This is a genomic window from Pauljensenia sp. OF14-1SRA (assembly GCF_027694595.1).
GTDB lineage: Bacteria > Actinomycetota > Actinomycetes > Actinomycetales > Actinomycetaceae > Pauljensenia > Pauljensenia turicensis_B.
On sequence record NZ_JAQEVQ010000009.1, the window covers coordinates 76,357 to 84,020 of the forward strand.

The 7,664-nt window shown below is 53.7% G+C and carries 3 protein-coding genes and 1 pseudogene; 2 read left to right on the forward strand and 2 right to left on the reverse strand.

The features are described from left to right. Window positions 1-107: 107 nt before the first annotated feature. Window positions 108-1,661 (forward strand): hypothetical protein, encoded by a 1,554-nt coding sequence (locus tag PG731_RS06205; RefSeq protein WP_270772828.1) that lies wholly within the window; start codon window positions 108-110, stop codon window positions 1,659-1,661. Window positions 1,662-1,786: 125 nt separating this feature from the next. Here the strand turns inward: PG731_RS06205 and PG731_RS06210 are convergent, their stop codons facing one another. Continuing rightward, window positions 1,787-2,401: a cation transporter gene (locus tag PG731_RS06210; protein WP_270772830.1), complete on the reverse strand. Its 615-nt coding sequence runs from the start codon at window positions 2,399-2,401 to the stop codon at window positions 1,787-1,789. Window positions 2,402-2,662: 261 nt separating this feature from the next. After that, on the reverse strand, window positions 2,663-5,386 hold the full coding sequence (locus tag PG731_RS06215; RefSeq protein ID WP_270772831.1) for a Cna B-type domain-containing protein: 2,724 nt from the start codon (window positions 5,384-5,386) through the stop codon (window positions 2,663-2,665). Window positions 5,387-5,799: 413 nt separating this feature from the next. Between PG731_RS06215 and PG731_RS06220 the strand changes: the two are divergent. After that, window positions 5,800-7,664, forward strand: a pseudogene (locus PG731_RS06220) (Cna B-type domain-containing protein); the annotation flags it as partial.

Genomic DNA, 7,664 nt, shown 5'->3' on the forward strand with positions numbered 1-7,664 from the left:
ACGACACCGAATATGCCACATATCTTTTTAACTCTTGACTCTGGACGAATCAACCCTTTTCTTGATAGCGTCACTACTGTTTTCCCATCTTCACTACAGGAGGATTCATGAAGAATTGGTTGCGCGCCACAACTGCTTTCGCAGGCGCGGCAGCACTGACACTGGGGGGGGCAGTTGCCGCTGTAGCAGCACCCAGTGTTGACGACGGTAGCAATGTCAAGACCTTCGAGGTTACTTGGAGTGACAAAGTAAAACGGTATGACCCGGCGCTTGAAGGCACCACAATCAACGTGCTTCTATACTGTCCGGTCTACGAATTCAAAGCCGGTAAAGAAACCGGTGGCCTGCTTGGCTACGAGTGGCCAATGCTCACACTAACCGTTGGCAAAGATGAGCAGATTCCACTCGACGTGAACCTCAAGGACCCCAAGTACGCGGGTGTTGACAAGATCGGTATTCGAGACTGCTACCAATATCGCTTAGGGAAACACGGACCCAGCCAGTTCTCTTTTGGAACCGGATATAACAATGGCGTGAAACAAGTGGCTATGTACCAGCAGGCCAATACCGATTTCAAGTTTGAGTTGGTTAAAGGCGAGTGGGATGGGGAAACCTATCTAGGTGAGGTTCCCGCCGGCAAGGCACCCACAATCACAATTGGGGTATCGCAACATAAGGCCGGAGACGAAGTTACAGAAGACGGCGAAAAAGTTTACAAGCCCCTTATCACCAAGGGTGGCGACCCTGCTGCAAACAAGTATGTTTTCGCCGACGGAGATTCTCGTAGGCCCTCTGCCGATAACGTAGGTAATCAAGACAGCCCAATTACTCGCGCTTCAATTGGCAATAGCCTGGACATCTTCTCTGGATACACGGGTCGTTACAAGTGGTACCAGTTAACAGCATCGATTGATGATCCAGAAGAGGCTAAGCTCTTCCGCGTTGAAAGCGTTGAAGGAAATGACCTTGACGGCTGGACTGTAAAGGTAAGCTCTGCTGTCCGCAAGATTACCCCCGAGGCTCCGACCGTTGTAGATTCCGATAAGTGCGGAGTTAACGGCACGGTCAAGATTCCTGAATCCAAGTACTTTGACTACGAGCAGGTTCAGACAGGCACCACTGTCTCGGTAGCGGCGCTACTGAAACAGGATTTCAAGGACAAGTTCGTAGTTGAGGGTGACACGAAGTGGGAGCTCAGCGTCGCTTCTAAGCCGTGCACACTAGATCCAGCTGAAGAGTTGGCAACTCCGGCTGCCCCAAAGCTGGTCAAACCTTCCGCTGCTGATCCTTCCTCTTGCACCGTCGAGCCTCATGTGACGATCCAGAAGACCGAGGGCGTGGCTTACACCGTTACTGCAAACGGCGTTGAGCTGAAAGCTAACAAGGATGGTAACTACATCTATCCATACAACTCGAAGGTAGTAGTTAAGGCCTCCGCGCTGGACGGTTACTTCTTCGCTGACGATGCTGTGACCGAGTGGACCTGGGACAGCCACGATACTGCAATGGACCCCGCATGTAAGGCCACGCCTAGCACGCCCGAGGCCACAAAGCCTAAGAAGAAGCTCGCTAAAACTGGTGCTGAGGTCGCTTCCCTCGTCGGCCTTTCCGCCCTACTACTCCTTGCAGGTGGCGCGCTAACCGCACGCAGGTTCATGTAACCAACGAGCAACACGCAACCTGCCTACAAGCACAGTAGTTACAAAGAACCCCCGGAAGACAACTGAGATCACTCAGCTGCCTTCCTGGGGTTTGCTTTACCCACCTAGCCTAGGCTTATTCGCACCTACTCATCGTCATCGTCGAGCTCAAGCTCCGGAGTTTCTGCACGAGCTTGCTCAAACACTTCTGCCGCAGCCGAGAGGTTGATGAAGCCGATAACAAGACCAACCGCGATGTCTGGCCAGGGGCTGAACCAGAACACCATGACAACGCCAGCGGCAAGGATCAAAAGGTTTGCGAGCACATCATTGCGGGCGGCCAGCCAGGCACCTCGCACTAACGCTGTATCGTGCTTACGCAGTTGCAGTAGTAGTAGCGCGCTGGCGAGGTTGATTAGCATTGCGATGATGGCGGTTACCGACAAGGTGAGTGGCTCCGGCGCCTCCCCGGAGATCATTTTCCATATCGCGGTGCCAAATGCCGCAACTGCGGGAATGAGGATGAGGCCGGCCAGGCCGTAACTGGCTTTCCTCCTGCTTGCTACCGACCAGCCCAGGGCGGTGAGCACAAGCATGTTAATGAGGAAGTCTTCAAGGAAGTCGGCGGCATCTGCAAAGAGTGCGGCTGAGCCAATGATTGAGGCGATCACTAACTCAATGATGAAGCCGATGAGGTTTAGGATGGCAACCCAGGCAACGATTCGCCGAGCACGAGTGTCAAGATTCTTAGCGGTATACACGAGCACCGATTCTAGCTAATATCTTCAGATGCTTCGCGGGTCATCCTTGCCGCCGTGGTGGTTCTTACTGGTGCGCGTTGGTTCTTTCTGACGGGGCACTAATCGAACAGAGTTAATGTGACCGGATAGCAATAACAAAACACCTCCCAGGGATTAGCCGGAAGGTGAAATGTTGTGCGTGAAGCTCACTAAATAATGAGGAAGCCAGTTACTGTGAGCCGGGTGGGCCCCCGCCGTTTAGCGGGGCCCACCTGCACTTGCTTATGCGCGACGACGACGCTTGGATACAGCCCAGGTTCCCGCAGCAAGCAGGACCACGCCCACTACTATCAGGCCTTGAACTGCCGAGCCGGTGCGAGCCAACGGAGGTGGGGTGTCCTTGGTGTTAGTAACCACGTACCCCTCGGCTGCGCTACCACTAATAGAAGGAGTGTAGCCAGGAACCTCTACCTCAACCACCGTGTAGACAATCTCGGTCTTCTCACCATCAACCGTCACATACTTAGGTAGATCGGTAAACGTACCCTTCCAGCCATTTTCGGCAGTCAGTTCCAAAGACTTATCCGTCTGTTTACCATCAGCCAACAAGTTGATAGTCACAGAACCCGGACGATCAGCCTCCACATCACCAGACCACCGCTTCTCAACAGGTACCGAGGTAACTGGTGGAGCTTCCTTGGTGTTAGTAACCACGTACCCCTCGGCTGCACTACCACTAATGGAAGGAGTGTAGCCAGGAACCTCTACCTCAACCACCGTGTAGACAATCTCGGTCTTCTCACCATCAACCGTCACATACTTCGGCAAGTCAGCAAACGTGCCCTTCCAGCCATTCTCGGCAGTCAGTTCCAAAGACTTATCCGTCTGCTGACCATCAGCCAACAAGTTGATAGTCACAGAACCCGGACGATCAGCCTCCACATCACCAGACCACCGCTTCTCAACATCGACCGACGTGGGAGGTTCGTTAACGATCGCGACCTCGATCGTCTTTGTGTCTTTGTTTTCCGTCACTACTGCGTCGTGAGATATGTAGCCATCGACTTCATGCTCGACGAAGGTTAGCGGGATAGTCTCGCCCGTCTTGGCATCAATGAGCGTGCTTGGATCGGGATAGTTGGTGAGCTCAGCCTTCCAACCGTTCTCCTTTGTGAGCTCGATGGTCTGTAGCGTCTTGTCACCAAGTTTCACGTCCACCAAAATGCTCTCGGGGCGATTTTCTGGATCATCATTAGCCCACTTCTTTTCCAGCTTCAGTTTCCACGGTTCAGGATCGCCGAAGGTCAAAGTACCGTTGTTCGCGATGCCAGCTCCGGAAATACCAGTGCCGGTGGCTACGTTATTGGTGATCTTTACAGTCGCAAGAGTCTCCGCGATAGCCTTAGCGTCCTCAGTTGGGACAGACTTGAAGGCAATGTCTTGGGAAATTTCTTCGTTTGGCTTGATAGCCGTGTTCGGCCCCTCCACTGAGTAGCGCGGAACCTTTCCCTCAGCGGACCAGTTACCGTGAATACCATAAATCGAACCGTCCTGGTACCAAGCGCGCGGGCTTCCACCAAGCATACGTTCAGCAACAACAACCGAATGACCTGCTACCGGCTTACCGAATTCATGTGTGATAATGCTGGCGAAATCATCACCGGCACCAGCGTTTTGCCCCTTGAAGACATTGGGTGCCACATTGTCAAAAATCGCCACGCCACGAGTTACGTGCATGATTGTGGAGCCCGTGGGACAGTTCCAGACACCACCACCTTGAGCGCTCACAGGGTGGTTGCCGGCTTGAATGAGAAAACCAGACTTAATGACGTTGTCACGAATAAGACCGTTGTAAATCGTGACCTCGGCTTTGCCGTCGATGTACATCGCTCCGCCACCCCAGAAGCCTTCCGAGGTGTTACCGTTCAAAACTGCGGCGTGGATCACCGCCTTCGTAGTTCCATCGAAAGCGACGCCTCCACCAGACCTCGCAGCGCTGTTAGAAGTTATCTCGGCGCCGGCAATATCGACCTTTGTATCGCCCTCTGTGTAGATCGCACCGCCGGCACCAGTGGACACGTTCCCTGTAAACGTTGCATCGCTGACGTTCAGCGTGCCTCCGTCTTGATACAGGCCGCCGCCAACGCCTTCATACTCCCCGTTGTCATTGCCTTGAACAACAACCCCACCTGATAGAGACACGTCACTATTGATAAAGGCAAGACCCGCACCGATCTCCGTGGTGTTCTCCTGCACGGTGCCTCCGGAGATATTCACCAAGGTTCCCTCGCCGTACACTGCACCGCCACGGCCTCTGTATTTGGGGTGACTAATAACGTTTCCAGTTAACGTTCCACCCGTCATTTCAAAGGTTGGCTGTCCACCGTCTCTGGCCCATAGGCCAATCGCGCCACCGCGTAGCAGCCCCGTGTTTTTGCTCAGCGTTCCGCCTTCTACTCGCACGGTGCCGTTGTAGGCCGTAATTGGAGAGTATTTTTCTTTTTCAACCCCTGCCGGGAGAAGTTCGCCGGACTCATCTGAAACGTTGTTTCCCGAGAACTCGGCTTCTCCACCAATGGTCAGGGTTCCTCCGTTAACAAAAACGACCGGGCCCGTTACCGCAGTGTCGCGGATCGCGCCACTCACCAGGCTCATATCTCCCGCAACGCTAAACTGCGCGTTGGTGAAAGTCGGACCGGATAGAGTGAGCGCTCCGCCCTCTTCGACCGTGAACAGCGGGGATCCATTACCGCTGATCTTTCCACTACCCGTGAAGGTGACCTGTTTCCCCGCAGGCACAACCAGCGGTTGAGCACCGTCCTCTACGGTGATTTCTGATGTGATTGACAGTTCTGTTGACTCACCGTCACCAAGACCATTAACCGTAGCAATAACGTCGTCCCAGGAAGTAATATCGGCTGCCTGAGCTACTCCCCCAGACATCCCGACTGTCGCCAACACTGTGACCAGCAAAATTCCCAACGACCGAACCCAACGGGCCATCATTATTAACTCCTCTTATAAGAGCGACCTCTGGTCTGCTAAACAACGGGCCAGATTACGCGCAATGTTACTTCGAGTCTTTCACATTTGGGACTCAATTCCCAAGTCTTTTCGCGATCATTTGGCTTCACCTATTGCGTTGTGTGACCGACCACTTTTGACGTCGCGCAACACGTCGGATCGTATCCGACGATCCCGCTAGGTGTTGGCTCGCATTATGATTATTTTGTCTATACAAAGCAGTATCTTGTTTCTTCCCGATTCCTCTGGCAACATGTCTTTAGTCCTATAAGCTCTCCGGCCATTTTCCGAGGCTCTTCTTGCACTCTAAAGAAAGCGGAAAAGTGAAAAGCACAAAGCGCTACAGTTTTCTCCCCGCCTTGTGGGCGACATGTCTAACGGTATTTCTAGTGGTGATGGGCACTGGCCTGCCTCCGATTGCCGAAGCCGCGCCAGAATCCCCGGACCGGCAGGTTCTCAAGTGCTATGAAGAGGGACGTGTTCTGTACTGTGAGCCGGACCGTCTAGAAGAACTCATCGCACAGGCTGGAACTACCCCGACCAGGATTGAAATTGGTAACGGTACCGAGACTCTGCTGACGAAGACTATTGTTATTCCCGCTGGCGCAGATATTGAGCTAGTGGACGCAGACATATCTCCGTGGTCATCAGAAAGCAAGATCATTCGTGATGACGGTAACTTCACCGGCAGCCTATTGCAGGTTGAGAAGGGCGCAAAACTCACACTCTCTGATGGCACCGGAAAAGGCGAGGGCATCACTATCGACTCGCGCGCACAATACGACAATGTTGTGACGGGCTCCAGCTTCTCCCCCACGATTCTCGTGGAAGGCGAACTGGTGATGAACGCCGGCACCATTACTGGTGCGCGGAAGCTGAGTGGCTTCTATCAAGGTGCTGTCACGGCGCAGGGCGAAGAATCTAAATTCACTATGAATGGTGGAACGATCACCGATAACCATCGCAAGAAAGACTCTGCCACCAGCGTGCAACGTGGCGCAGGTAACGTTGCATTGACTGACGGCGCCACGATGGTGATGAACGGCGGCGAGATCTCCAAGGGCGAAACAGATACATCGGCGGGCGCTTACGGTGAAGTAGGCGGAATCGGCGTCTTTAACGGCGCCCACCTGGAAATCAATGGTGGCAAAGTCACGCAAAACACCGGCTGGGTTGGCAATATCAATGTATTCTCCTGGATTTGGAATTGTCCAGCGCGTGATGAAGACACGACGTCAAGGCGGGCAACGTTCGAATTCAATGACGGCGAGATCTCAGAAGGTGATGCAAGCTTTGGAGGCGGTGGCATAAACATCTTTGGAAATGCCGACGTCACGATGAACGGTGGCACCATCGAAAACAACCATGCGAGCAACGGTGGCGGTGTAAATGCTATGGATCTGTTCGTGTGGGGCGCGGCTGGCACTTGGCAGGAAGTTGCCGGGGACGGTTTCAAGTGCACCCAGGCTGAATACGGCGAACCGAATACGGAAGCGTGGACCAAACTTTCCCCCGGTGGCTTCACTATGAATGGCGGTAGCATTATTGGCAACAGTGCTTCCCGCACAGGTGGCGGCGTCAACGTGGTTTCCAACGGTGTACACCTTAACGCAGGTATGATCGAGAGAAATACTGCTACCCAACAGGGTGGTGGCATGTACGTTGCCACCCAGTCGTATACCGCCCATTTCAAGGACACTCTCATCACCGAGAACAGCACAACCGATGGAGGCGTTGTTGCAGTCGGCGGCGGTGTTTGGCTCTGCCCAACAGGGAGCATGCTGATACACGTCACGAACGGCGTGGCGATATTCGATAACCAATCCCCAACGACTGCTACCGATCACCACTGGGGCGATGACATTGCGCATGATGCCTATGGAGGGTCCACTTCCGCACGCATGCTTATCGATTCGCTCATGCTAGGTGGTGGCGAGCCTACCTTCTACAAGGATGGCGGATACAATCAACCTCGTTTCGATACCGAGAATCCTGGTAAGAAGCAGGTGTTCGATGGTAAGGAGAGGGAATCCGACGAAACCAGTGATTATCGGACCTCGCTTCACAACGCGGGCCTAAAGACAATTATGGATCAGGACGCGAAGGACCGCGCGAAGTCCTGGGCAAGGTTGATTATCACGAAGAACCAGTCTCCGCGCGGTGGCGGTATTGGCTCAAACGGTGGCGTTGAGTTTGGAACTCCAGAAAAGACCGAGGTGAAGGTATCGAAGGTGTGGAAGGACGCAGAGGGCAAGGACCT

Bases quoted from the DNA above. Each gene is read 5' to 3' on its own strand.
- PG731_RS06205 (WP_270772828.1), top strand. From the start codon at position 108: ATGAAGAATTGGTTGCGCGCCACAACTGCTTTCGCAGGCGCGGCAGCA.
- PG731_RS06215 (WP_270772831.1), bottom strand. From the start codon at position 5,386: ATGATGGCCCGTTGGGTTCGGTCGTTGGGAATTTTGCTGGTCACAGTG.